Source organism: Burkholderia sp. AW33-5 (assembly GCF_053427615.1).
Genome location: NZ_JBSAXA010000010.1, coordinates 1 through 21,411, shown reverse-complemented (window position 1 = coordinate 21,411; position 21,411 = coordinate 1). Strand labels below are relative to the sequence as shown.

The following is a 21,411-nucleotide window of genomic DNA, read 5'->3' as shown; positions in this document are numbered from 1 at the left end:
GCTTGGTATCATCGGCCAAAATCATATTCGGGGCCGATCATGCGCGATCAACAGCGCAGTAGACAGAATCACGGGGTAGCCGGCGCAAGCGGGGTGGTCGATCCATGCGCCGCGCGTCCGCATCTTGCCGCAGCACGTCCGTTGCGCGCACCTTCCCTTCGCATGCCGCCATCTTCATCTTCATCTCCATCGCCATCCGGGCGATGAAGTCGCGCACGCCGATGCGTGCCCCAACCGTTTCGATCACCGCATCGACCGCCGGCCCGTCAACGAGCCGGCACGCCCGTTCCGGGCAATCTTTTCACGCAAGGAGACCAGCAGTGAACATTCAGACACGACGCACCGTTCTCGTGGCGGCGGCGCTCGTCGCGGCGCTGTCCGGCTGCGCGACCGAATCGTCGCGCACGCTCGACGTGCCGGCCGTGAGCAGCGCGCAGAAGCCGTATGCGGGCAAGCCCGTCGCGATCGCGGTCGGCAAGTTCGACAACCGCTCGAGCTACATGCGCGGCATCTTCTCGGACGGCATCGACCGCCTCGGCGGACAGGCGAAGACGATCCTCGTCACGCGCCTGCAGCAGAGCCGCCGCTTCAACGTGCTCGATCGCGAGAACCTCGACGAGATCAAGCAGGAAGCCGGCTTCATGAAGAAGGCGCAGGCCGTGAAGGGCGCGAACTACGTCGTGACCGGCGACGTGACCGAGTTCGGCCGCAAGGACGTCGGCGATCACCAACTGTTCGGCATCCTCGGCCGCGGCAAGACGCAGGTCGCGTATGCGAAGGTCAACCTGAACATCGTCGATACGACGACGTCGGAAGTCGTCGCGTCGAGCCAGGGCGCGGGCGAGTTCAGCCTGTCGAACCGGGAAGTGATCGGCTTCGGCGGCACGGCCGGTTACGACTCGACGCTCAACGGCAAGGTGCTGGACCTTGCGATCCAGGAAGCCGTGAATCATCTCGTCGACCAGGTCGACGCCGGCACGCTGAAGGCGCCGCAATAAGCGTCCCAGCCATTGCAGCAGCGCGCGCCGGGGCCGGCGCCGCGCTGGACCGATCGACAACGACATCAAAAGAGAACAGACCATGAAACGGGGTAACTGGCTGCCGGCGACGGCCGCCGCCTTGCTGCTCGCCGGCTGCGCGAGCTCCACGCCGCCGCTTTATCAGTGGAACGGCTATCAGCCGCAGGTGTACGAATATTTCAAGGGGCAGAAGTCGCCGCAGGAGCAGATCGACGCGCTCGAAAAGGCGCTGCAGGAGATTCGCGCCAAGGGCAAGATGCCGCCGCCGGGCTTCCATGCGCATCTGGGGATGCTGTACGCGAGCGTCGGCAACGAGCAGCAGGCCGAGCAGGAACTGCAGGCCGAGAAGCAGTCGTTCCCGGAATCGTCGACCTTCATGGATTTTCTGATGAAGAAAAAGACCGACGCGTCGAAGGCAGCGGTTCAGAAGCCGGCCGCCCAGGCGATCGCCGGCCAGAAGGATACCGCCTCGACCACCGCCAAACCGTAACGCGCCCGCCATGTTCAAGACACTCTCATTCAAGCTGATGTCCGTGCTGTCGATCGTCGCGCTGCTGAGCGCGTGCGCGCAGCCGGTGAAACGACCCGACTACACGGCGTTCAAGAAGAGCCAGCCGCGCTCGATCCTCGTCCTGCCGCCCATCAACGAAACGTCCGACGTGGCGGCGACCTACGGCATGCTGTCGCAGATGACGCTGCCGCTCGCCGAATCCGGCTACTACGTGGTGCCGGTCGCCGTGATGGACGAGACGTTCAAGCAGAACGGCCTGACCAACGCGGCCGAGATCCAGCAGACGCCGCCCGCGAAGCTGCGCGAGATCTTCGGTGCGGATGCCGCGCTGTATTCGAAGGTGTCGCAGTACGGCACCGTCTACCGGATCCTTGCGAGCGCAACGGTCGTGTCGGCCTCGGCGAAGCTCGTCGACCTGCGTACCGGCGACGTGCTGTGGCAGGGCCGGGCGAGCGCGAGCAGCGACGAAGGCGGCAACAACGGCGGCGGCGGCCTGATCGGCATGCTGGTGGTGGCGGCGGTCAAGCAGATCGCGAACACGCTGATGGACCAGAGCCATGACGTCGCCGCGTTCACCAGCACGCGGCTGCTGTCGGCCGGTCCGCCCAACGGGCTGCTGTACGGTCCGCATTCGCCGAAGTTCGGGACGGACTGACCGGTGCATGTCGTACGCGGCGCGCGGGCATGGGATGTGCCCGACGCACCGATGTCATGCGATTCGATTGCACGGCCGCGCTTGTAGCGCGGCCGTTTTTCGTTTCGCTCCGATGCGGCCCGCTCAATGCATGCCGAACGCGTCGAGCAGCCGGTACCAGCTCATCGCGAGCACCAGCGCCGGCGTGCGCAGCGTCGCGCCGCCGGGGAAGTCGCGATGCCGGATCTTGCCGAACAGGTCGAAGCGGCTCGCCTGGCCGTCGATCGCCTCGGCGATCAGCTTGCCCGCGAGCGCGGTCGTGTTCACGCCGTGCCCCGAAAAGCCCTGCGCGAAATACATCGTCGGCGCGACGCGCCCGAAGTGCGGCGCGCGGTTCATCGTGATGTCGACGAAGCCGCCCCATGCGTAGTCGACCTTGACGTCCGCGAGTTGCGGGAACGTCTTCAGCATGTCCGCGCGCATCGCCGCCGCGAGATCGCGCGGCTCCCGGGTCGAATAGCTGACCTTGCCGCCCCACACGAGGCGCGTGTCGGGCGCCGGCCGGAAATAGTCGAGCACGAAGCGGCTGTCGCAGATCGCCGCGCGCGCGGGCATCAGCGCGGCGGCGCGCGCTTCGCCGAGCGGCTCGGTGGCGATCACGTAGGTGCCGACCGGCATGATCTTCTTCGACAGCGCGGGCGCGAGCGTGCCGACGTACGTATTGCACGCGAGCACGACGAAGCGCGCGCGCACCTGCCCCTGGCCGGTTTCGACGACGTGGCCGCCCGACACGTCGCGCACGCGCGTCACGCAACTGTCCTCGTGGATCCGCACGCCGGCGTCGGTGGCCGCACGCGCGAGCCCGAGCGTGTAGTTCAGCGGATGCAGGTGGCCGCTGTCGGGGTCGTACAGGCCGCCGCGATAGCGCGCCGACTGCACGTAGTCGCCAAGCTCGTCCGCTTCGACGAAATGGAAGCGGTCGTAGCCGAAGCGTTTCGCGGCCTCGTCGCGCCAGCGCTTCAGCGCATCGGCGTCGCGCTCGGTGTTCGCGGCGGTCAGGTAGCCGGGCATGAGCGCGCAGTCGATGTCGTGCCGTGCGATGCGCGACTTCACGAGCGACAGCGTTTCGAGGCCCATGTCCCAGATCCGCTTCACATCGCCTTCCGGCATGAAGTTGCCGAACGTGTCGATGCCGCAGGCGAAGCCGCCGATCAGCTGGCCGCCGTTGCGCCCGCTCGCCGCCCATCCGACCCGCGACGCTTCGAGCACGGTCACCGAATGGCCGCGCTCGGCGAGGTTGAGCGCGGCGGACAAACCGGTGAGGCCCGCGCCGATCACACACACGTCGGCGTCGGTTGTGCCGGCGAGCGGCGCATGGCGGGTCGTATCGTTGGCGGTCGCCGCGTAATACGACGCGACGTGCGGCTGGTTGGCGAATGTCTGCATGATCAGGAAAGCGAATGAAGGGGACTCAGAACAGCTCGCGCACGCGGTGATACAGCATCCCGAGTTCGAGCGCGGGCTGCCGCCACGCGTCGCCGCCGGGAAAGCGCCGGTGGCGCAGCTGCGCGAACAGGTCGAACGCGCGGGTGTCGCCCGCGATCGCGCCGGCGATCGCGCGTCCGGCGATGCCGGTCAGCGCGACGCCGTGCCCGCTGAAGCCCTGGACGTAGAAGAAGTTCGGATCGAGCGCGCCGAAGTCCGGCGCGCGGTTGCGCGTGACGTCGACGAAGCCGCCCCATGCGTGGTCGACGCGCACGTCGGCGAGTTGCGGAAACACGCCGACCATGCGCCGACGGATCGTTTCGGCGAGCGTGTCGGGCGACGCGCCCGCGGAGTTCGCGCGGCCGCCGAACAGCATGCGATGGTCGGCGGACAGCCGGAAATAGTCGAGGAAGAAGTTGTTGTCGCACACGGCTTCGCGCTGCGCGATCAGCGCGTCGGCGCGCGCGCGGCCGAGCGGCTCGGTCGCGATGATGTACGACGCGATCGGCGCGATGCGCGCGGCGGTGGCGGCCGGCAGGATGCCGCCGGGGCCTGCGTTGCAGCACGACACGACGAAGCGGCAGCGCACTTCGCCCGACGGCGTGCGCACGACCGGCCGCGCGCCGCGCACGACGTCGAGCGCGGGCGTGTGCGCATGGAGCGCGACGCCTTCGCGGCGCGCGGCGTCGGCGAGGCCGAGGCAATACTTGAGCGGATGCAGGTGGCCCGACAGCGGATCGTAGACGCCCGCCAGATAGCGGGACGACGCGATGCGCGCACGGATCGCACCGGTGTCGAGCCACGACAGCGACGGATGGCCCCAGCGCGACGTCGCGGCATCCATCCATGCGCGCAGGTCGTCGATGCGGCGCGGTTTCGTCGCGACCGTCAGGTAGCCGCGCGTGAAGTCGCAGTCGATGCCGTGGCGCGCGATGCGCTCGGCGATCAGCGCGACGCCGTCGAGCGACAGCGACCACGCGGCACGCGCGCCGGCGGCGCCGAGCTGCCGCTCGATCACCTCGTCTTTCGCGAAGCCCGTGATTGCCTGGCCGCCGTTGCGGCCGGACGCGCCCCAGCCGGGCCGGTGCGCATCGATCACGGCGACCGACAGCCCGCGCGCGCGGCAATCGAGCGCCGTCGACAAGCCCGCGAAGCCCGCGCCGATCACGCACACGTCGACGTCGATCGCGTCTTCCAACGCAAGATCGTCGACCGCGGGGCGCGCGGCGGTCGCTTCGTAGTACGAGTTGCGCGCGAGCGCGTCGGCGCGGGCGGTGAAAGACTGCGTCATCAAACCGACTCCCTCGAGGACGGCCGGCGCCGGTGCGCGACGCACCGCGATCCGGCCGGGTGAAACGATGCGGGACGCCATGCACGCGGCACGGCGTCCCGCGTGGCCCGCATCAGAACGAATAGATGAACTGCGTCGCGAGCAGGTCGTTGGACTTGCCGTACGAACCGTCGTTGCGCAGGAACACCTTGTTGTTCGCCCAGTCGTGCCGGTATTCGACCTTCACGGTGATCTGCTGGGTCGGGTAGAACAGCAGGTCGAGCGCGACGTCCTGGCGCACCGCGCCCTTGCACTCGAAGCCCAGGCCGCCGCCGGCCTTCGACATCGCGAGGCAGTCCGCGTCGACGCCGAAGCCGTTGTTCGGATCCATCCCGTTGCCGTTCAGCGCGATGCCGCCACCGCCGCCGCCGTTCTTCGTATTGGCGAGCAGGTCGTAGCGCAGCGTCACGCCCATGCGGCCGACCACCGGCGCGTTGAACTTGCGGTGCGCGAGCAGCGACAGACCGAACCACTGCGCGAGCCCGCCGTTGAACGCAGCATGCTGCTGCCGGCCGTAGTCGATTTCGGCGTTGTACTGAACATCGGCGAGCGTGTAGGTCGCGTCGAGTTCGCCGAAGAAGAACGAACCATACGCGCTCGGTGCCGCGCCGCCCGGGCCGTAGTGCACGACGCCCTGATCGTCGATCGCGCTCGCCAGCGTCTGCCGCCCGATGTTGAACGATCCGCCGATATCGAGCGCGCTCGACCACGTGTAGTCCGCGCGCGCGGTGAAGGTCGGCACCTTGTTGCTCGTGCTGATCGGGTCGCCGAGCGCATTGGTGCCCGTCTGCGTGACCGAGCCGTACGTGCGGTACTGCTCGTTGCCGAGGAAGAACTTCCACGCCCAGTTGCCCTTCGTGTAGTTCGCGCCGACGCCGACGTAGCTGCCCGGATCCGAGAAATCGTACAGCAGGTTGTGCGTGAGCGTGAGCATCTGGTTCGACTGCTGCACCTCGTAGCCGCCGAAGCTCGGGATCAAACCGGCGACGAGCGTCGTCGACGCGGTGATCGGCACGTTGACGACCGCCGTGTTCAGCAGGTTGTCGGTGATCGAGCCGCGCGAGTTCTGCAGCAGCGTGATGCCGTTGCCGCGGTTCGGCATCAGCGTGATCTCCGCCGACGGCGCCATCGGGCCGACGCCGAAGGTCTTCTTGATGTCGAGGTAGAGATCGCCGAACGTGCTGTTGAAGTAGTTGTACGCGTTCTCGTGGTTCGCGAACAGGAACGACGACGTGCCGGCCGCGCGGTTGTAGATGTAGGTCGGGTCGATGTAGCCGGTGACCGACAGGCCCGCGAGCGGCCCGGTGTTGGCCGCGTCCGTCAGCGAGTCGACCTTCAGTTGCTGGTTCGCGATCTGCTGCTTCATTTCGCTGACTTCGTCGTTGGTCAGCGTGGCCTGGGCACGGCCGTAGTCCGGCGAGGACGGATCGGCGGCCACCATTGCCGGCTTGGCGGAGGCCGTCGCGCCGGCCTGCGCGACAGATGCGCCGCCCGGCTTCGCGGCGAGCTGCGCCTGCATGGCCTTCATCTGTTTCTGCAGCGCGGCGACCTGCGCCTGCAGCGCCTTGATTTCGGCGGAGGTCGAGTCGGCCAGCGCGATGCCCGGCAACGCGCCGGCCACCAGCAGGCAGATCAATTTCTTCTTCATTGCGGATTCTCCTTGTCGTGGGCCTGTCAATGTGTGATCGGTTCGCGCGCCGCATCGTGCGGCGCGCGGGTCTTGTTATCGATGGAAAGGAAGAGGGAAGTCAGGCCGCCGCGAACGCCGCCTTCAAGTCGGCCACCCGGCGCCGTTCGCGCGCGATCATCATCTGGTTCACGACGATCACGCCGATCGTCACCGCCGTGATGAACAGCGTCGCCAATGCGTTCATCTCCGGGTTCAGCCCGAGCCGCACGCGCGAGAACACCACCAGCGGCAGCGTCGTCGAGCCCGGCCCCGACAGGAACGCCGACAGCACCAGATCGTCGATCGACAGCGTGAACGACAGCAGCCAGCCCGACAGCAGCGCCTGCGAGATCAGCGGCAGCGTCACCACGAAGAACACCTTCAGCGGCGTCGCGCCCAGGTCGAGCGCGGCTTCCTCCAGCGACTTGTTCATCTCCTTGACGCGCGACTGCACGATGATCGCCACGTACGACACGCAGAGCATCACGTGGCCGATCCAGATCGTCACCATCCCGCGACCCTTCGGCCAGCCGAACATCTGCTCCAGCGCCACGAACAGCAGCAGCAGCGAGATCCCCTGGATCACCTCCGGAATCACCAGCGGCGCGTTGATCATCCCCGTGTACAGCGTGAAGCCCTTGAAGCGGCCGAAGCGCGCGAGCACGAAGCCCGCCCACGTGCCGATCACGACCGACGCGGTGGCCGTCAACAGGCCGATCTTCAGCGACAGCCACGCGGCCGTGAGCAGCTCGTCGTCCTGCCACAGCGCCGCGTACCACTTCAGCGAGAAGCCCGACCACACCGTCACCAGCTTCGACTCGTTGAACGAGTACACGACCAGGCTGATGATCGGGATGTACAGGAACAGGAAGCCGAAGGCGAGAACGCCCGTCGACAGCGGTTTGCTCGGCTTGATCATTTCGCTTCCTCCAGTTCCTTGACCTGGTAGTACTGGAACAGCGCCATCGGCACCAGCAACAGCAGCACCATCGCGACCGTCACCGCGGACGCCATCGGCCAGTCCATGTTGTTGAAGAACTCGTCCCACATCACGCGGCCGATCATCAGTGTGTCGGCGCCGCCGAGCAGCTCCGGAATCACGTACTCGCCGACCGCCGGAATGAACACCAGCAGGCTGCCGGCGATGATCCCGTTCTTCGACAGCGGCAGCGTGATGCGCGTGAACGCGACCCACGGCTTGGCGCCCAGGTCGTACGCGGCCTCGAGCAGCGTGAGATCCATCTTCACGAGGTGCGCATACAGCGGCATCACCATGAACGGCAGGTACGAATAGACCATCCCGATGTAGACGCCCGCGTCGCTGTGATAGAGGCGCAGCGGCGTGTGAATGATGCCCAGTGCGATCAGCGTGTGGTTCAGGAGGCCGTCATCCTTCAGGATGCCGATCCATGCATACACGCGAATCAGGAACGACGTCCAGAACGGCAGCATCACGGCCATCATCAGCACGTTGCGCCGGCCCGGTTCCGAGCGCGCGATGTAGTACGCCATCGGGTAACCGATCAGCAGACACAGCACCGTCGACACGGCGGCCATCTTCAGCGAGCTGAGGTAGGTCGCGATGTACAGGTCGTCCTGCAGCAGGAACGCGTAGTGCGACAGCTGCAGCGCGAAGTGCACGACGCCGTCCTTGATATCGACCAGCGACGTGTACGGCGGGATGCCCATCACCTGGTCGGCGAAGCTGATCTTGAACACCAGCACGAACGGCAGCGCGAAGAAGATCGTGAGCCACAGGAACGGCACGCCGATCGCGATGCCGCGGCCCGACGGCAGGAAGCGCGACAGCGCGGCGAAGCGGCTGCGGCGTTTGGCGGCATGTGTGGCAGCGGTGGCGCCGGGCTGGACCGGCGCGGACGGCGTGGAAGCGGAAGTTCTCATCATGTCGCCCTCACTGCGTCAGCACGACGCCGCTGGCCGGCGACCACGACACGAACACGTCGTCGTTCCACGCCGGCGCGCTGTCGTGCATCAGGTGCGAGCTCGACAGGTTCGACACCACCGTCTTGCCGCTCGGCAGACGCACGTGATACAGCGAGTACGCACCCATGTACGCGATGTCGGTCACCACGCCGCGCGCCCAGTTGTGATGCGAGCCGGGTTTTTCGCGGGACACGTGCACGCGTTCCGGGCGCACCGAGATGCCGACCGGCATGCCGAGCGGGCCCGTCACGCCGTGGCTCACGTACATGCGTGCCTCGAGGTCGTCGCTCTCGACGAAGATGTGATCGGGTTCGTCCTCGACCACGCGCCCTTCGAACAGGTTCGTCGAGCCGATGAACTCGGCCGAGAAGCGGCTGTTCGGGTATTCGTATACTTCGCCCGGCGTGCCGATCTGCACGATCTTGCCTTCGCTCATCACCGCGAGGCGGCTCGCCATCGTCATCGCCTCTTCCTGGTCGTGCGTGACCATCACGCAGGTCACGTCGACCTTCTCGATGATGTTCACGAGTTCGAGCTGGGTCTTCTGGCGGATCTTCTTGTCGAGCGCGGACATCGGCTCGTCGAGCAGCAGCAGCTTCGGGCGCTTCACCAGCGAGCGGGCGAGCGCGACGCGCTGCTGCTGGCCGCCAGACAGTTGATGCGGCTTGCGCTTCGCGTACTTGCTCATCTGCACGAGCGCGAGCGCGTCGGCCACGCGTTCCTTGATTTCGTTCTTCGGCGTGCCTTCCTGCTTCAGGCCGAACGCGACGTTCGACTCGACCGACATGTGCGGAAACAGCGCGTACGACTGGAACATCATGTTCACCGGCCGGCGGTACGGCGGCAGCGACGCGAGGTCCTCGCCGTCGACGAAGATCTTGCCGGAGGTGGCCGTTTCCAGCCCGGCGAGCATGCGCAAGAGTGTCGACTTGCCGCAGCCCGAACTGCCGAGCAGTGCGAACAATTCGTTCTTCGCGATCGTCAGGTTGACGTTGTCGACGGCCGTGCTGTCGCCGAACTTCTTCACGACGTTTTCGATGCGCACGAAGGCGTCGTTCCTGGTACGGGCCGTGGCGGCCGGTTGAGTCTGTCGTGCAGCAGCGGAAGAGGGTATCGATTGCATGGGAGTCACCATTCGTTCTTCACGGATTGCGGGCGTGAGCGTCCCCGCGCGAGGCGCGCAACGCGACTCGCGGACAACGGCTCATGCCGGATGGAACAGTGCGCGCGGCGCGCGCGGGCGGACGGCGGTCCGCGTATCTCAGGCGTGCAGGCGTGGAGCGATGCCAGCGCCGCCGTGATGCTTGGCGATCAGTGGCCGGTTTTCAGTTGCGCCCACAGACGGTTCTCGAGGCGCAGGATGTCGGCCGGCATCGGCTTCATCAGCACCATCTTCTTCAGCACGTCCTCGGGCGGATAGACGGTCGGATCCTGCGCGACGGCCGGCGTCACGAACTGGTGCGCGGCCTTGTTCGCGGTCGGGTAGAACACCGTGTTGGTGATCGCGGCGTTGACCTTCGCGTCGGACACGTAGTTGATCCACTTGAGCGCGGCCTCGGGGTGCGGCGCATCCTTCGGGATCACCATCACGTCGAACCACAGCAGGCCGCCTTCCTTCGGATTCGCGAACTTGATGTCGTACGAGCGCTTCGCCTCCGACGAGCGGCGGTGCGCGATGCCGACGTCGCCCGACCAGCCGAGCGCGACGCACACGTCGTTGTTCGCGAGATCGTTGATGTAGCCGGACGAGTTGAACTGGGTGATGTACGGGCGGACTTTCTTCAGGACTTCGAAGGCAGCCTGGTAGTCGCCGGGGTTCTTGCTGTTCGGATCCTTGCCCATGTATTGCAGCGTGGCGGCGAACACATCGACGGCCTGGTCGAGGAACGACACGCCGCAGCTTTTCAGCTTTTCCATGTTGGCCGGGTCGAACACCAGCGCCCAGCTGTCGACGGGCGCCTTGTCGCCGAGCACCTTCTTCACCGCCTGCGCGTTGTAGCCGATGCCGTCCGTGCCATAGGCCCAGGGGACGCCGTACTGATTGCCCGGGTCGGCATCCGAGATCATCTTCATCAGCAGCGGGTCGAGGTTGGCGAGGTTCGGGATCTTCGACTTGTCGAGCTTCTGGTACACGCCGGCCTGGATCTGCTTGGCCATGTAGTTCGAGGTCGGCACGACGATGTCGTAGCCCGAACTGCCCGCCAGCAGCTTCGCCTGCAGCGTGTCGTCGCTGTCGTAGTTGTCGTACTTGACGTGGATGCCCGTCTGCTTCTGGAAATTCGGGATCGTGTCGGGTGCGATGTAGTCGGACCAGTTGTAGACGTTCAGCTCGTCGGCACGCGCCGACGGGCTGGCGACCGACGTGAACGCGGCCGCGGCGGCAAGGGCCGCGACGGAACAGGCTTGGCGAAGAAAGCAGGCACGCATGGTGGAATTCCCCTGGGTTATGGCGGCGTGCGGCGCCCGCCGCACGCCTGTAGGCAAAGTCGTTACGAAAGGCCCAGTTGCTGGGCGGTCGCATCGACGGCCTTCTTCGCCTTCGATACGAGTTCATCGATTTCCTGACGCGAGATCACGAGCGGCGGCGACAGCAGCATCCGGTCGCCGGTCGCTCGCATGATCAGGTTGCCGTTGAAGCAGAAGTCGCGGCAGATCGTGCCGACGTCGCCGCCGTTCGCGAAGCGACGGCGTTCGGCCGGCGACTCGGCGAGCTGCAGGCTCGCGACCATCCCGTGGCCGTGCACCTCGCCGACGATCGGGTGACGCGCAAAGGTTTCGCGCATCAGTGCCTGGAAGTACGGGCCGGTGTCGTGCTTCACGCGCTCGACGATTCCTTCGTCGCGCAGCAGCTTCAGGTTCGCGACCGCAACCGCCGCCGCGACCGGATGGCCCGAGTACGTGAGGCCGTGATTGAATTCGCCGTTGTCGATGATCGGTCGCGCGATGCGTTCGTGGATGCCCACCGCGCCCATCGGCACATAACCCGACGTCAGGCCCTTGGCCATCGTGATCAGATCCGGCTCGAAGCCGAAGTGCTGATGCGCGAACCATTCGCCGGTGCGGCCGAAGCCGCCGATCACTTCGTCGGCGACGAGCAGGATGTCGTACTTGCGGCAGATGCGCTGGATTTCCGGCCAGTAGGTCGACGGCGGGAAGATCACGCCGCCGGCGCCCTGGAACGGCTCGCCGATGAACGCGGCGACGTTCTCCGCGCCGAGTTCGAGGATCTTCGCCTCGAGCTGCTGCGCGCGCGCGAGGCCGAACGCTTCGGGCGTCTCGCCGGCCTGCGCTTCGCCGAAGAAATACGGCTGGTCGATGTGCACGATGTTCTCGACCTTCGACGGCATCTGCTCGTGCATGTAGCCCATCCCGCCGAGCGTGCCGCCCGCGATCGTCGAGCCGTGGTAGCCGTTCTTGCGCGAGATCACGACCTTCTTCTGCGGCTTGCCCTGCACGCGCCAGTACTGATGCACGAGACGCAGCACGGTGTCGTTGCCTTCCGAGCCGCTGTTGCAATAGAAGAAGTGGTTGAAGCCCGCGGGCGTGACTTCGGCGAGCATCGCCGACAGTTCGATCACCGGCGGGTGCGTCGTCTTGAAGAACGTGTTGTAGAACGGCAGTTCCTGGAGCTGGCGATACGCGGCGTCGGCGAGTTCCTTGCGGCCGTAGCCGACGTTCACGCACCAGAGGCCGGCCATGCCGTCGATGACCTTGTTGCCGTCCGAGTCCCACAGGTAGACGCCGTCGGCCTTCACGATCACGCGGCTGCCCGCGCGGTTGAGCGCGCCCATGTCGGAGAACGGGTGAATGTGGTGCGCGGCGTCGAGCGCGCGGTATTCGGCGGTCGAGCGCGCCTGCGTCGTGCGCGGTGCGGCGGCCGGAGCCGCCGGCTGGATCCAGGCAGATTCGTTGCGGTAAGTCATGTTTCCTCCGTGATTCCGTATTCGGTCGTGTGCACGCTCAGACGTGCAGCAGCAGATGGCGGCGTTCCCACGAGCTGATCACGCGGAAGAACGCTTCGTATTCGGTTTCCTTCAGCGCGAAATACGCCTTCAGGAACTTGTGGCCGAGAATCTCGCCGAGCGGCTCGCACGCGGCCATCAGCGTGAGCCCTTCCTCGAGGTTGCGCGGCAGTTGGTACGGCAGTTCGTAGCCGTCGCTGACGAGCGGTTCGGTCGGCTCCAGCCGCTGCGTCATGCCGAGATAGCCGGCCGCGAGCGTCGCCGCGAGCGCGAGATACGGGTTGCAGTCGACGCCCGGAATCCGGTTCTCGATGCGGCGCGCGGCCGGGCCCGAGTGCGGGATGCGGAAGCCGACCGTGCGGTTGTCGTAGCCCCACTGCACGTTGATCGGCGCGGCCATGAAGCGCGACAGCCGGCGGTACGAGTTGATGTACGGCGCGAAGATCGGCATCAATGCAGGCGTGTATTTCTGCAGCCCCGCGAGGTAGTTGTAGAACATCGACGTCGCGCCGCCGGTTTCCGGCGACGTGAACAGGTTCCGGCCCGTTTCCTCGTCGACGATGCTCTGATGCACGTGCATCGCCGAACCCGGCTCGTTTTCCATCGGCTTCGCCATGAACGTCGCGTACATGTTGTGACGCAGCGCGGCCTCGCGCACCGTGCGCTTGAACAGGAACACCTGGTCGGCGAGCGACAGCGCGTCGCCGTGCATGAAGTTGATCTCCATCTGCGCGGCGCCGACTTCGTGGATCAGCGTGTCGATGTCGAGGTTCTGCGCTTCGCAGTATTCGTAGATGTCTTCGAACAGCGGGTCGAATTCGTTGACCGCCTCGATCGAATACGACTGGCGGCCCGTTTCGGGGCGGCCCGTGCGGCCGACCGGCGGACGCAGCGGCAGGTCCGGGTCCTTGTTCATGTCGACCAGGTAGAACTCGAGCTCCGGCGCGACGACCGGCTTCCAGCCCTTCGCCTTGTACAGGTCGAGCACGCGGCGCAGCACGTAGCGCGGCGAGATCTCGACCGGCGAGCCGTCGAAGTGCACGCAGTCGTGGATCACCTGCGCGGTCGGATCGACGGCCCACGGGATCAGGCGAATGGTCGACGTGTCGGGCACGCACACCATGTCGGGATCGGTCACGCCGGTCAGCGAGCCGTCTTCCGGATAGTCGCCGGTGACGGTCTGCACCATCACCGCCTGCGGCAGGCGCATCGATTCGCCGGACGTGAACTTGTTGCGCGGCGTGATCTTGCCGCGCGCGATGCCGGCCATGTCGGGAATGATCGCTTCGATCTCGGTGATCCGGTGTTGCTTCAGAAAGTCTTCGATGTCTTGCATGTCTGTTCTCGTTATGTGGGTCGGCGCGCTCAGGCGAGCGCGGCGGCGGCCGCGGCGCGCGTGCGGGCGTTGCGATGCGCGCGGCAGGCGTCGCCGAAGGCGCGGAAGATCGCGCTCGACAGCGGGTCGTGCGCATGCCGCCATTCCGGGTGCCATTGCACGGCGAGGGCGAAGGCCGGTGCATCGACGACGCTGACGGCCTCGATCAGGCCGTCCGGCGCGACGGCTTCGACGGCGAGGCCGGAACCGAGCTGCGCGATGCCCTGCTTGTGCAGCGAGTTCACGTGCACGTCGTCGCGGCCGCCGGCGAGCGTGTGCAGCACGCCGCCGGGCGTCAGGCGCACGACGTGCGCGGGGCCGTATTGCGTGTCCATCGGCGCGTCGTCGTCCTCGCGGTGATCGGCGAGGCCGGGCACTTCGTGCACGCGCTGATGCAGCGTGCCGCCGCAGACGACGTTCAGCTCCTGGAAGCCGCGGCATACGGCCAGCACGGGCACGCCCGCGACGATCGCCGCGCGCAGCAGCGGCAGCGTCGTCGCGTCGCGTGCGGGATCGTGCTTCGTGCCAGGCGCGCTCGGCTCGCCGCCGTACAGGTGCGGCTCGACGTTCGAATAGCTGCCGGTAAACAACAGGCCGTCGACCGTGGCGAGCACGTCGTCGGTCGACTGGCGATCGCCGAGCGCGGGCAGCACCATCGCGAGCGCGTGCGCGCCGTCGACGATCGCCGCGACGTACTTGTCGCCGACCGTGTGCGACGCATGTGCGCCGATTTGCGTGAAGTCGGCGGTGATGCCGACGAGGGGTTTCCTTTCCATGACGTCAATCAGTTGTCCGTAGGGCCATGACGTGCGTTGCACGGGAAAATCGTGAAATGCAGGCGCGACACGGCCCCGCAGCCTGGCGAAATGCGCAAGGCCGCTGGTGAATGGGCGCAACGGGTTCGCATGGCGATCCGCGCTGCGCGCGACGGTCAGGCCATCGTTCGTTTCGTTGTGCTGCGCGACGCGGCAATGGATGCGCGAACGCGTTCCGTCACCGCGCGGACGGCGCGGCTAACGAGCAGGCAATTGAAACGAACGACGAGAAAAGGAGGAGAGGCGCTATGGCAGCAGCGACGCGACTTCGTCTGTATCGACGGCCACGAACGCGCGTGCGGAAACGGCGTTGTGACGGCGAACGGAACGACGGGACAGGATGGTGTAGATCGACAGGTGAAGCAGGCGAGGACTATGCCAGCCGCAACTGCCATCGGAAGCGGGAGCAGCGCTGCGCAAACTTCGCACATCGCCTCGATCCCACCTCACCAGAGGGCCACGGACTCTCACGATTACACTCGACTGGTTTGTTGAAAGTATTGAACACCTGATCGTTTCGGCGCGCGAGGCGTTTAAAATAATCGAGGTGCCGGGCCTGCGTCATTTACATCGAAGGGCATCAATTTTTACGTTGCAGTAACGTTTTTCGGTGCCGATGAATGGCCAATGACGCTGACCTGAGAGCCAGCATATACGAGCCAAAAACGGCGTCAAATGTTTTTTGACGGTCTCATGTCAGGGCTTTCCCGAGGCACTCCGAACAAAAGATTCGCAAACGGAATGATTCGCGGGGTGTTCATTATTTCGAACGCCTTTCAGGGTTTTCCCCGCTGATGCGCGGCATAAAGTGATTAGAATATTCAACGGCTGCGTAATGCCGTTCAACGCATCGTTTCACTTTTTCACCGCACTCCTATCGTGTCCGAAACCGAATCGATGTCCACCGAAGTCGCCGAGCGCCTGCGTTTCGTGCGCAACAAGCATGGCCTGTCGCAGCGCGAACTCGCGAAGCGGGCCGGCGTGACCAACGGCACGATCTCGCTGATCGAACAGGGGCGTGTGAGCCCGTCGGTCGGCTCGCTGAAGAAACTGCTCGAATGCATTCCGATGAGTCTCGCGGAGTTCTTCACGTTCGAACTCGTCGAATCGCGCTCGGTCGTATCGCGCCGTGACGAGATGCCGAATCTCGGCAACGACGCGCTCGCGTTTCATCTCGTCGGCGCGGGCGTGAAGGACCGCAACATGTGCATCATGCGCGAGATCTACCAGCCGCTCGCCGACACGGGGCCCGAGATGCTCGTGCACGCGGGGCACGAGGGCGGCGTGGTCGTGTCGGGCCGGCTCGAGCTCACCGTCGACGGCGCGACGTGGCTGCTCGACCCCGGAGACGGCTACTACTTCGAAAGCCGTTTGCCGCACCGTTTTCGCAATCCCAGCGCGGAACAGCTCTGCGAGGTCGTGTCGGCGAATTCGCCGGCCACCTTCTGACCGCGCATCACCGCATTCGCCGCCGGCAGCGTTGCCGTTGCGCGGCGTGCCGCAGCGCGAATGCCACGACAATTGAGGCATCCTGATGAACAAGTTGACTTTGGCTGACTGGCAGGACAAGGCGGCGTCGCTCGCGATCGACGGGCGCGCATTCATCGACGGCGCGTCGCGCGACGCGCAAGGCGGCAGGACGTTCGACTGCGTGAGCCCGATCGACGGCCGCGTGCTCGCGAAGGTGGCCGATTGCGGCGAAGCCGACGTGAACGCCGCCGTCGCGGCCGCGCGCCGCGCGTTCGACGCCGGCGTGTGGGCCGGACTGAACCCGCGCGCGCGCAAGGCCGTGCTGCTGCGTTGGGCCGCGCTGATGCGCGAGCATCTCGACGAACTGTCGCTGCTCGAGACGCTCGATGCGGGCAAGCCGATCGGCGACACCACGACGGTCGACGTGCCGGGCGCCGCGTATTGCGTCGAGTGGTTCGCCGAAGCGATCGACAAGGTCGGCGGCGAAGTCGCGCCGGCCGACCATCATCTCGTCGGTCTCGTCACGCGCGAGCCGGTCGGCGTGGTGGCGGCCGTCGTGCCGTGGAACTTCCCGCTCCTGATGGCAGCATGGAAGTTCGGCCCGGCGCTTGCGGCCGGCAACAGCGTCGTGCTGAAGCCGTCGGAGAAATCGCCGCTGACCGCGATCCGCGTCGCGCAGCTCGCATACGAAGCCGGCATCCCGGCCGGCGTGTTCAACGTCGTGCCGGGCGCGGGCGAGCCGGGCAAGCTGCTCGCGCTGCATCGCGATGTCGACTGCATCGCGTTCACCGGCTCGACCGCGGTCGGCAAGCTGATCATGCAGTACGCCGCGCAGTCCAACTTGAAGCGCGCGTGGCTCGAACTCGGCGGCAAGTCGCCGAACATCGTGCTGCCGGATTGTCCGGACCTCGACCGCGCCGCGCAGGCCGCGGCCGGCGCGATCTTCTACAACATGGGCGAGATGTGCACGGCCGGCTCGCGCCTGCTCGTGCATCGCGACATCAAGGACGCATTCATCGAGAAGCTGGTCGCGGCCGCGCGCGCGTACGTGCCGGGCAACCCGCTCGATCCGTCGGTATCGATGGGCGCGATCGTCGACGGGATCCAGCTCGAGCGCGTGCTCGGCTACATCGATGCGGGGCGCAAGGAGGGCACGCTCGTCACGGGCGGTGCGCGCGTGAAGGAGGAGACGGGCGGCTTCTACGTGGAGCCGACGGTGTTCGAGGTGAAGCCCGACGCGAAGATCGCGCGCGAGGAGATTTTCGGCCCGGTGCTGTCGGTGATCGTGTTCGACGATGTCGACGAGGCGGTGCGGATCGCGAACGATACCGAGTACGGGCTCGCGGCGGCCGTGTGGACGTCCAACCTCACGACCGCGCACGACGTGTCGCGCCGGCTGCGGGCGGGCACGGTGTGGGTGAACTGCTACGACGAAGGCGGCGACATGAACTTCCCGTTCGGCGGCTACAAGCAGTCGGGCAATGGCCGCGACAAGTCGCTGCACGCGCTCGAGAAATACACCGAGCTGAAGTCGACGCTGATCCGGCTGCGCTGACGCGGCCGATGTGCGGGGCGCGGTGCCGACGGGCGCCGCGCCCGCGCGCGTCAGGCCGAGCGCAGTGCCGGGTGGAAGCCCGCGGCTTCGATGATCGACTGCACGCGTTCGGCGCCTTGTGCCGACTCGACCTTGACCGTCTTCGCGGCCACGTCGATGTCGAGCTTCGCGGCGGGGTCCGCTGCCGTCACGGCGCGCGTGATGGCATTGGCGCAGCCGCCGCAGGTCATGTCCTGGACTTCGAATTCCATCGTGTTCTCCTGGGTGGATGGGCGATTGAGAAACATGAGCAGCATGAAGCTTGCCATGGTGGGAAGGTCAAGCCCCTTCGATGCGTTCGGCGCCGCATAAGCAATTTGTAAAACTGAAGTCAGACGAATCGCAATCCGCCCGTGTGCGTCAGTCCGAATTTTTCCCGATTGACGCTCGGGTATTGTCGGCGAAATCTGGCGGAGCCTTGCGCGACAAGGTGCATGTCATGTCGGTGATGCGCGATGTCCATGCCGTCAGTAAGGGTACTTGGAGAGGGAAATGCGAATCGATCTTACTATCGGTTCCCCTCGATATTTCATTTCGTTACCCGTATGAATCGCTTCGCTTTCGGTTTTGCACTGGCCCTGCTGGGCGCATCGGCAACGTCCGCATTCGCTGCCGACGACGTCGTCAACCTGACCCTGAAGGACCACAAGTTTTCGCCCGACGGCGTGACGATTCCGGCCGGCAAGAAGGTGAAGTTCGTCGTGAAGAACCTTGACGCGACGCCCGCGGAATTCGAAAGCGACGACTTCAAGGCAGAGAAGGTCGTGCCGGCCGGCAAGTCGGTCGAGATCCTGGTCGGGCCGCTGAAGGCCGGCACCTACGAGTTCCACGACGAGTATCACGAAGCGCAGTCGAAAACGCACCTGACCGTCAAATAAGCGGATATCGCCATGCTGTCTACCGCCCTGATCGTCTTTCGTGAAGTGCTCGAGGCCGCGCTGGTGGTTTCGATCGTGATGGCCGCGACGAAGGGCGTGCCGAGGCGCGGCTGGTGGGTCGGCGGCGGGCTCGTCGGCGGCGTGATCGGCGCCGGCCTGATCGCCGCGTTCGCCGACGTGATTTCGCAGTGGGCCTCCGGCATGGGGCAGGAAGTCTTCAACGCCGGCGTGATGTTCGTCGCGACGCTGATGCTGGCGTGGCACTGCATCTGGATGAGCCGCCACGGCCGCGAGATGGCGCTGCACATGGGCGAGGTCGGCCGGGCCGTCGCGGCCGGCAGCCGGCCGCTGACGGGGCTCGCGATCGTCGTCGGTGTCGCGGTGCTGCGCGAGGGCTCCGAGGCCGTGCTGTTCCTGTACGGCATCGCGGCGGGCGATCCGGGACAGACGCCGCAGATGATCGTCGGCGGGCTGCTCGGCGTGCTGGGCGGCGCAGGGCTCGGCTACGCGATGTATGCGGGCCTGCTGCAGATTCCGCTCAAGCGCCTGTTCTCCGTCACCAACGCGCTGATCGTGCTGCTCGCGGCGGGGATGGCGAGCCAGTGCGTCGGCTTCCTGCTCGCCGCCGGCCTCGTGCCGTCGTGGGGCGATGCGGTCTGGGATACCTCGTGGCTGCTCAAGGAATCAAGCATCGTCGGCAAGGCGCTGCATACGCTGATCGGCTACACCGCGCGTCCGGCGGGGATCCAGATCGCGGCGTACGTCGTCACGCTGGTCGCGATCGTCGTGCTGGCGCGGCTCGTCGGCCGGCCCCGGACGATGGTGCCGCCGCCGCGGCCCGTTGCGTGAGCGGGCTGGGGCCGAATGCAGAAAGGGGCGTCATGGACGCCCCTTTTTCTTGCGTTGATGACGGCGCGCGCGCAGCCGCGCGGCGCGTTCAGCGATGGTTGTCGATCCATGCGCGGGCCCATTCGAGCCCCGCTTCGCGCGCTTCGTCCTCGGTGTCGAACACGCCGAGCACGCCCGACGCTTCGACGAGCCGATTGTTCTGCGTGATCGTGCCGCTCGCCGCGAAGCGTTCGGGCTGCAGGATTTCGTCCTGTTGCAGGATCGAATGGCCCCAGATCTGGTAGCCGTGATAGGTCTGCGCTTCCATTATCGCGTCACCTCCGCGGAACGGCTGCCCGTGCCGACACGCAGCACATTGCCGTCCGGCGTGTATTGCCGCGGGATGTCCGAGAACTTGAGTGCGTGCGGCGTATCGGGCATGGCCGGCTGCATTACCGTGAGCCGGCCCGGCGCGGGCTGCGCGACCGGGCGCGGTGCGGCCGGTGTTTCGACCGTCGCGGCGGTCGGTCGATGCGGCGCGGTTTTCACGGCTTGTGCGACGCGGCGCTTGTGCAGTTTGACCGCAGCCTTCGGCTGCACGCTCGCGTGCTTTTCCACGGTCTTGCCGCCCGCGTGCGCGTCGGCACCCGGGCGTGCTGCCGGCGTACGGGCGTCCGGCGTACGCGCCGCCGGCAACCGTGCTTCGGGCGGGTTCCAGACTTCGACGTAGTGCTCGGCCGCCCAGCCCGTCGACGCGAAGCTCAGCGCCAGCAATCCGCATCCAAACAGTCTTACCATGGTCTCTCCGTCATCTTGCGTGCGGCTCGCGTCGCGTTGCGGTGCCCGGTGAGAAGGCGGCCGCTCATCCGTGCTCGGGGAGCACGTTTCACGAAAATACCTCGAGCCCGTGTTTCTCGACGATCTGCAACATGCGCGCGGCGATACCGCTCGGCCGCTTGTCGCCCTGTTCCCATTGGCGAATCGTCGACGTCGTCGTGTTCAGGTAGAGCGCGAACACGCTCTGGCTGACATTGACCGACTTACGGATGCGTGCGATCGCTTCCGGATCGAACTTCGGCGCCGCTTCGATGCAAAGGACGTCGTATTCGCGCATTGTCTTCTTGTCGATCTGCCGTGCGCGATAGAGACCCGACGCAGCGCTGTGGACCGCCTCCGTCGCGTCGCTCTTGAATCGGCTCTTAGCCATTGCAAATCTCCACCCACTCGTTCAGTGCGACCAGTGTCGCGATGTCGACGTCGGTGCGTCGACCGACATCCGCTGCGAGCTTTTTGAAGGCGCGCAGTTCGTGAGCGTCGATGTTGTCGCGGTCGCACTTGGCGAACAGGAACACGAACACCCACGTATGCCCGACCTTGCCCAGCACGATGCCGCGCTGGCGATTCCCGTCCAGACGCTTCTTCCAGACGTTGCCTCCGAGATCGACGCCCTGGCCCCGTGCCAGCTGTCGCACTGCGCGGCACAGTTCGCCATCGGCGATTCCCGCTTTTCCTGCTGCCTTGTGAAACCACTTCGTCTTGAATACGCGTCGTACGGAAGCAGACATGTCGAGCCAGTCAAGTTAGCACAGGATTATATACCACCAAGTGGTATATATTTTGACCTGGCCGAATGGCCTGCTTCACGCGGATACTCAGCCCCGACGGGCCGCTGGCCTCCCTCGCGGGAAGCACGCGTCATTCCACCGTCACCGACTTCGCGAGGTTGCGCGGCTTGTCGACGTCGGTGCCGCGCGCGCATGCGGTGTGATACGCGAGCAGCTGCAGCGGCACGACGTGCAGGATCGGCGACAGCTGCCCGTAGTGTTCCGGCATCCGGATCACGTGCAGGCCGTCGTCGTTGACGATCTGCGTGTCGGCATCCGCGAACACGTACAGC

General features: G+C 66.0%; 24 protein-coding genes and 1 pseudogene. 7 read left to right on the top strand and 18 right to left on the bottom strand.

The annotated features are described in order from the left end of the window. Nucleotides 1–37: 37 nt before the first annotated feature. The gene (locus ACV22V_RS17480; protein ID WP_448014830.1) at nucleotides 38–247 is read right to left on the bottom strand and encodes a hypothetical protein; all 210 of its coding nucleotides are present in this window, start codon (nucleotides 245–247) and stop codon (nucleotides 38–40) included. A gap of 79 nt (nucleotides 248–326) precedes the next feature. Between ACV22V_RS17480 and ACV22V_RS17475 the strand changes: the two genes are divergently transcribed. From ACV22V_RS17475 to ACV22V_RS17465, 3 genes are all read left to right on the top strand, one after another. After that, nucleotides 327–998, top strand: coding sequence for a CsgG/HfaB family protein (locus ACV22V_RS17475; RefSeq protein ID WP_185500359.1), 672 nt, complete (start codon nucleotides 327–329; stop codon nucleotides 996–998). Between the two features lie 82 nt (nucleotides 999–1,080). Then, on the top strand, nucleotides 1,081–1,509 hold the full coding sequence (locus ACV22V_RS17470; RefSeq protein WP_059535114.1) for a DUF4810 domain-containing protein: 429 nt from the start codon (nucleotides 1,081–1,083) through the stop codon (nucleotides 1,507–1,509). Nucleotides 1,510–1,519: 10 nt separating this feature from the next. Continuing rightward, nucleotides 1,520–2,185 (top strand): DUF799 domain-containing protein, encoded by a 666-nt coding sequence (locus tag ACV22V_RS17465; RefSeq protein ID WP_059535116.1) that lies wholly within the window; start codon nucleotides 1,520–1,522, stop codon nucleotides 2,183–2,185. A 123-nt stretch (nucleotides 2,186–2,308) separates the two neighbouring features. On the opposite strand, the gene ACV22V_RS17460 is transcribed toward ACV22V_RS17465, so the two are convergent. From ACV22V_RS17460 to ACV22V_RS17410, 11 genes are all read right to left on the bottom strand, one after another. After that, on the bottom strand, nucleotides 2,309–3,610 hold the full coding sequence (locus ACV22V_RS17460) for an NAD(P)/FAD-dependent oxidoreductase (RefSeq protein ID WP_448014826.1): 1,302 nt from the start codon (nucleotides 3,608–3,610) through the stop codon (nucleotides 2,309–2,311). A 25-nt stretch (nucleotides 3,611–3,635) separates the two neighbouring features. Further along, entirely contained in the window at nucleotides 3,636–4,940 is a 1,305-nt protein-coding gene (locus ACV22V_RS17455; protein ID WP_448014825.1) for an NAD(P)/FAD-dependent oxidoreductase, read from the bottom strand. Between the two features lie 112 nt (nucleotides 4,941–5,052). Further along, complete coding sequence (locus ACV22V_RS17450) at nucleotides 5,053–6,627, bottom strand: DUF3138 family protein (RefSeq protein WP_448014823.1); 1,575 nt, start codon at nucleotides 6,625–6,627, stop codon at nucleotides 5,053–5,055. Between the two features lie 100 nt (nucleotides 6,628–6,727). Next, nucleotides 6,728–7,567: an ABC transporter permease subunit gene (locus ACV22V_RS17445; protein ID WP_059535122.1), complete on the bottom strand. Its 840-nt coding sequence runs from the start codon at nucleotides 7,565–7,567 to the stop codon at nucleotides 6,728–6,730. Beyond that, nucleotides 7,564–8,550, bottom strand: coding sequence for an ABC transporter permease subunit (locus ACV22V_RS17440; protein ID WP_448014970.1), 987 nt, complete (start codon nucleotides 8,548–8,550; stop codon nucleotides 7,564–7,566). Before ACV22V_RS17440 ends, ACV22V_RS17445 begins: the two co-directional genes overlap by 4 nt. A gap of 10 nt (nucleotides 8,551–8,560) precedes the next feature. Further along, nucleotides 8,561–9,715, bottom strand: a complete 1,155-nt coding sequence (locus tag ACV22V_RS17435; protein WP_175910552.1) for an ABC transporter ATP-binding protein — start codon at nucleotides 9,713–9,715, stop codon at nucleotides 8,561–8,563. Nucleotides 9,716–9,903: 188 nt separating this feature from the next. After that, nucleotides 9,904–11,019: a polyamine ABC transporter substrate-binding protein gene (locus tag ACV22V_RS17430; RefSeq protein WP_059532455.1), complete on the bottom strand. Its 1,116-nt coding sequence runs from the start codon at nucleotides 11,017–11,019 to the stop codon at nucleotides 9,904–9,906. Between the two features lie 62 nt (nucleotides 11,020–11,081). Further along, a complete protein-coding gene (locus ACV22V_RS17425) occupies nucleotides 11,082–12,515 on the bottom strand; it encodes an aspartate aminotransferase family protein (RefSeq protein WP_448014820.1) in 1,434 nt (477 codons plus the stop codon). 37 nt (nucleotides 12,516–12,552) lie between these two features. Further along, nucleotides 12,553–13,890, bottom strand: coding sequence for a glutamine synthetase family protein (locus ACV22V_RS17420; protein WP_059691371.1), 1,338 nt, complete (start codon nucleotides 13,888–13,890; stop codon nucleotides 12,553–12,555). Between the two features lie 29 nt (nucleotides 13,891–13,919). Continuing rightward, a complete protein-coding gene (locus ACV22V_RS17415; protein ID WP_059691372.1) occupies nucleotides 13,920–14,705 on the bottom strand; it encodes a gamma-glutamyl-gamma-aminobutyrate hydrolase family protein in 786 nt (261 codons plus the stop codon). A 285-nt stretch (nucleotides 14,706–14,990) separates the two neighbouring features. Next, nucleotides 14,991–15,173 carry a hypothetical protein gene (locus ACV22V_RS17410; RefSeq protein ID WP_006402789.1) on the bottom strand — a complete coding sequence of 61 codons (183 nt, stop codon included), beginning with the start codon at nucleotides 15,171–15,173 and terminating at the stop codon, nucleotides 14,991–14,993. 468 nt (nucleotides 15,174–15,641) lie between these two features. Here ACV22V_RS17410 and ACV22V_RS17405 point away from each other — a divergent pair, with 468 nt between their 5' ends. Then, complete coding sequence (locus ACV22V_RS17405) at nucleotides 15,642–16,193, top strand: cupin domain-containing protein (RefSeq protein WP_014895828.1); 552 nt, start codon at nucleotides 15,642–15,644, stop codon at nucleotides 16,191–16,193. Nucleotides 16,194–16,278: 85 nt separating this feature from the next. Beyond that, entirely contained in the window at nucleotides 16,279–17,769 is a 1,491-nt protein-coding gene (locus tag ACV22V_RS17400; RefSeq protein WP_448014818.1) for an aldehyde dehydrogenase, read from the top strand. Between the two features lie 50 nt (nucleotides 17,770–17,819). Here ACV22V_RS17400 and ACV22V_RS17395 read toward each other — a convergent pair whose 3' ends face one another. Then, nucleotides 17,820–18,020 carry a heavy-metal-associated domain-containing protein gene (locus tag ACV22V_RS17395; protein ID WP_006754615.1) on the bottom strand — a complete coding sequence of 67 codons (201 nt, stop codon included), beginning with the start codon at nucleotides 18,018–18,020 and terminating at the stop codon, nucleotides 17,820–17,822. A gap of 333 nt (nucleotides 18,021–18,353) precedes the next feature. Between ACV22V_RS17395 and ACV22V_RS17390 the strand changes: the two genes are divergently transcribed. Both ACV22V_RS17390 and ACV22V_RS17385 read left to right on the top strand, forming a co-directional pair. Next, nucleotides 18,354–18,686, top strand: a complete 333-nt coding sequence (locus ACV22V_RS17390) for a cupredoxin domain-containing protein (protein ID WP_011353437.1) — start codon at nucleotides 18,354–18,356, stop codon at nucleotides 18,684–18,686. 12 nt (nucleotides 18,687–18,698) lie between these two features. Next, nucleotides 18,699–19,535 (top strand): FTR1 family iron permease, encoded by an 837-nt coding sequence (locus tag ACV22V_RS17385; RefSeq protein ID WP_448014815.1) that lies wholly within the window; start codon nucleotides 18,699–18,701, stop codon nucleotides 19,533–19,535. An 88-nt stretch (nucleotides 19,536–19,623) separates the two neighbouring features. Here ACV22V_RS17385 and ACV22V_RS17380 read toward each other — a convergent pair whose 3' ends face one another. The 5 genes and pseudogenes from ACV22V_RS17380 to ACV22V_RS17360 form a co-directional block, all read right to left on the bottom strand. Next, nucleotides 19,624–19,842: a hypothetical protein gene (locus tag ACV22V_RS17380; RefSeq protein WP_059450688.1), complete on the bottom strand. Its 219-nt coding sequence runs from the start codon at nucleotides 19,840–19,842 to the stop codon at nucleotides 19,624–19,626. Beyond that, nucleotides 19,842–20,312: a hypothetical protein gene (locus ACV22V_RS17375; RefSeq protein ID WP_448014814.1), complete on the bottom strand. Its 471-nt coding sequence runs from the start codon at nucleotides 20,310–20,312 to the stop codon at nucleotides 19,842–19,844. Before ACV22V_RS17375 ends, ACV22V_RS17380 begins: the two co-directional genes overlap by 1 nt. A gap of 88 nt (nucleotides 20,313–20,400) precedes the next feature. Beyond that, complete coding sequence (locus ACV22V_RS17370; protein ID WP_059523859.1) at nucleotides 20,401–20,721, bottom strand: helix-turn-helix domain-containing protein; 321 nt, start codon at nucleotides 20,719–20,721, stop codon at nucleotides 20,401–20,403. Continuing rightward, on the bottom strand, nucleotides 20,714–21,079 hold the full coding sequence (locus ACV22V_RS17365) for a type II toxin-antitoxin system RelE/ParE family toxin (RefSeq protein WP_059523861.1): 366 nt from the start codon (nucleotides 21,077–21,079) through the stop codon (nucleotides 20,714–20,716). Before ACV22V_RS17365 ends, ACV22V_RS17370 begins: the two co-directional genes overlap by 8 nt. Nucleotides 21,080–21,209: 130 nt before the next feature. Beyond that, a pseudogene (locus ACV22V_RS17360) lies at nucleotides 21,210–21,411 on the bottom strand (glutamine--fructose-6-phosphate transaminase (isomerizing)); the annotation flags it as partial.

Bases quoted from the DNA above. Each gene is read 5' to 3' on its own strand.
- ACV22V_RS17460 (WP_448014826.1), bottom strand. From the start codon at position 3,610: ATGCAGACATTCGCCAACCAGCCGCACGTCGCGTCGTATTACGCGGCG.
- ACV22V_RS17470 (WP_059535114.1), top strand. From the start codon at position 1,081: ATGAAACGGGGTAACTGGCTGCCGGCGACGGCCGCCGCCTTGCTGCTC.
- ACV22V_RS17405 (WP_014895828.1), top strand. From the start codon at position 15,642: ATGTCCACCGAAGTCGCCGAGCGCCTGCGTTTCGTGCGCAACAAGCAT.
- ACV22V_RS17385 (WP_448014815.1), top strand. From the start codon at position 18,699: ATGCTGTCTACCGCCCTGATCGTCTTTCGTGAAGTGCTCGAGGCCGCG.
- ACV22V_RS17380 (WP_059450688.1), bottom strand. From the start codon at position 19,842: ATGGAAGCGCAGACCTATCACGGCTACCAGATCTGGGGCCATTCGATC.
- ACV22V_RS17445 (WP_059535122.1), bottom strand. From the start codon at position 7,567: ATGATCAAGCCGAGCAAACCGCTGTCGACGGGCGTTCTCGCCTTCGGC.
- ACV22V_RS17425 (WP_448014820.1), bottom strand. From the start codon at position 12,515: ATGACTTACCGCAACGAATCTGCCTGGATCCAGCCGGCGGCTCCGGCC.
- ACV22V_RS17365 (WP_059523861.1), bottom strand. From the start codon at position 21,079: ATGTCTGCTTCCGTACGACGCGTATTCAAGACGAAGTGGTTTCACAAG.
- ACV22V_RS17450 (WP_448014823.1), bottom strand. From the start codon at position 6,627: ATGAAGAAGAAATTGATCTGCCTGCTGGTGGCCGGCGCGTTGCCGGGC.
- ACV22V_RS17455 (WP_448014825.1), bottom strand. From the start codon at position 4,940: ATGACGCAGTCTTTCACCGCCCGCGCCGACGCGCTCGCGCGCAACTCG.
- ACV22V_RS17370 (WP_059523859.1), bottom strand. From the start codon at position 20,721: ATGGCTAAGAGCCGATTCAAGAGCGACGCGACGGAGGCGGTCCACAGC.
- ACV22V_RS17420 (WP_059691371.1), bottom strand. From the start codon at position 13,890: ATGCAAGACATCGAAGACTTTCTGAAGCAACACCGGATCACCGAGATC.
- ACV22V_RS17395 (WP_006754615.1), bottom strand. From the start codon at position 18,020: ATGGAATTCGAAGTCCAGGACATGACCTGCGGCGGCTGCGCCAATGCC.
- ACV22V_RS17465 (WP_059535116.1), top strand. From the start codon at position 1,520: ATGTTCAAGACACTCTCATTCAAGCTGATGTCCGTGCTGTCGATCGTC.
- ACV22V_RS17430 (WP_059532455.1), bottom strand. From the start codon at position 11,019: ATGCGTGCCTGCTTTCTTCGCCAAGCCTGTTCCGTCGCGGCCCTTGCC.
- ACV22V_RS17375 (WP_448014814.1), bottom strand. From the start codon at position 20,312: ATGGTAAGACTGTTTGGATGCGGATTGCTGGCGCTGAGCTTCGCGTCG.
- ACV22V_RS17390 (WP_011353437.1), top strand. From the start codon at position 18,354: ATGAATCGCTTCGCTTTCGGTTTTGCACTGGCCCTGCTGGGCGCATCG.
- ACV22V_RS17400 (WP_448014818.1), top strand. From the start codon at position 16,279: ATGAACAAGTTGACTTTGGCTGACTGGCAGGACAAGGCGGCGTCGCTC.
- ACV22V_RS17435 (WP_175910552.1), bottom strand. From the start codon at position 9,715: ATGCAATCGATACCCTCTTCCGCTGCTGCACGACAGACTCAACCGGCC.
- ACV22V_RS17415 (WP_059691372.1), bottom strand. From the start codon at position 14,705: ATGGAAAGGAAACCCCTCGTCGGCATCACCGCCGACTTCACGCAAATC.
- ACV22V_RS17440 (WP_448014970.1), bottom strand. From the start codon at position 8,550: ATGAGAACTTCCGCTTCCACGCCGTCCGCGCCGGTCCAGCCCGGCGCC.